Origin of the sequence: Niallia sp. MER 6 (assembly GCF_023714395.1) — a bacterium.
Taxonomy (GTDB): Bacteria; Bacillota; Bacilli; order Bacillales; family Cytobacillaceae; genus Niallia.
The window spans coordinates 1-1613 of record NZ_JAMAUK010000088.1 but is presented as its reverse complement, the minus strand read 5'-3'; the positions used below and the strand labels follow the sequence as shown (position 1 = coordinate 1613).

2 protein-coding genes are annotated in these 1613 nt (G+C 33.5%); both read left to right on the top strand.

Annotated features, from left to right (window positions below; all coding sequences use genetic code 11):
• The first annotated feature begins 235 nt into the window (after positions 1-235).
• Positions 236-691 carry a hypothetical protein gene (locus tag M3600_RS28280; protein WP_233319557.1) on the top strand — a complete coding sequence of 152 codons (456 nt, stop codon included), beginning with the start codon at positions 236-238 and terminating at the stop codon, positions 689-691.
• A gap of 164 nt (positions 692-855) precedes the next feature.
• A complete protein-coding gene (locus M3600_RS28275; RefSeq protein ID WP_251648549.1) occupies positions 856-1278 on the top strand; it encodes a hypothetical protein in 423 nt (140 codons plus the stop codon).
• Positions 1279-1613 lie beyond the last annotated feature (335 nt).

Below are 1613 nucleotides of genomic sequence, written 5' to 3'. Positions count from 1 at the left end.
TTTAGCAGACGGGATCTCTGTCCCACTGGCAGTTACGTTTTACCCCGGCTACAGTTATAATAAGCCCATATAAAAAATGGTCAACTAGAAATATTTTCATTTCTGGTTAACCTTATAATACGAAAGGAGGGCAATAGTTTGAAAATGAAGGAGTGAGAGAAGGATTTCAAGAAGCTTTAGGAAATATAAAAATGTCAGTATGAGCTTAGGTAAAACTCATGAAATGAGGAAGTTTATGAGAAAAAAACACATTATTCCTGTATGTTTAGTATTAATTATCATAGTTATTTTTGTTGTAGCAGTTATTATTCAATCAGAAAGTGATAGTCGCTATTTATTAACGGAAAATCAGAAACAGGCTATTAAAAAAGCAAAAATGGCAAATGAAGATTTATCTGACGCAGATATTGATAGTTTTACAATTGGTCAGGGAAAATATTTACTTGATCAATATTTTAAAGAACATAATTTAAATTATCGAATAGGCACAAAAGAATATATCGATTTCTTAGCTAGCATTATGGAAAATAGTGAAACCTATAAAGATCCTGAATTCACCATAATCGATGCTTATGGGAGCGTGTACGTGACAAAAAATCAAGAAAAGGAACCACTATTTTTTCGATTCCATCTAGATTCAGTAACCCTAGACAAAACTATTAAGGAAATTCGAGTTGAAAATACAAAATAACAATTAATAAAAAAGAAAACAGAAATGCTGCCCTTTAGTGCTATCAAGTAGATGTAACCTACATAAAAGATGGTGAAACACATGCAGATACGATTGATTTGAAATAATAAAGTGAGAAAGGGTTCTTACTTTTTTTTGTTTTTTCAGGGAAAGGAGAGACTGGGATGAAAAAGAAAAAGTATAAATGGATTACAATTTTCCTGCTTGTTCTTCTTGTGGGGAGTATATATTTTTATGTCAACAGTATTAGAATTTCTGGAGTATCTGAAAATGGTATGTGGAAGGTAGTATATAAAAAATCCCTAGATGAAGCCGAACAAGGCGAGTGGTATGGAAGCATTAAGCAACTAGATAAACAAAAGATAAAAGTTAAGGGAATAAAATGGTTAGAAAACGGAAAAACAATAGCAGATTTCACAGAATTTAATGAAGGTAGAGATGAAGCAGGAGCTGAAACTAGACTAAATCCGTTTTATGTGGAAGATTTGTATGGAAGTAATCCTCCGAAAAAGGGTTATACTTATAAGATATCCGTTATATGGGAAAAGGACGGTAAAATGCACGAAGACAACTTTGAAATTAATTAAATAGTATAAGGAAATTGTTTTACATATCATACTTTTTCTTGTATAACTCAAACGTAATAGGGTACTCCAAATAAAGATAATAACATACCAAGTTCGTTAAGATTGGATTGGATTGTTATCTGACACGATTAATTGGAGGCCTTCCGTTTATGCAATAATAGGGGAGCGTTCCTATAATAAATGAAAAGCTTGCTTATGGTAGAAACAAGGCAGTTGTGCGGCCGAGCCTAGGTCGTATCATATAGCGGGTGGGATTCCCGCCGAGTAAGAACTAGCCATTCGCTCGTAGCGAGTCTTGGAGGACTGAGGGTAACTTTAGTCTTTAAGCGTAGACA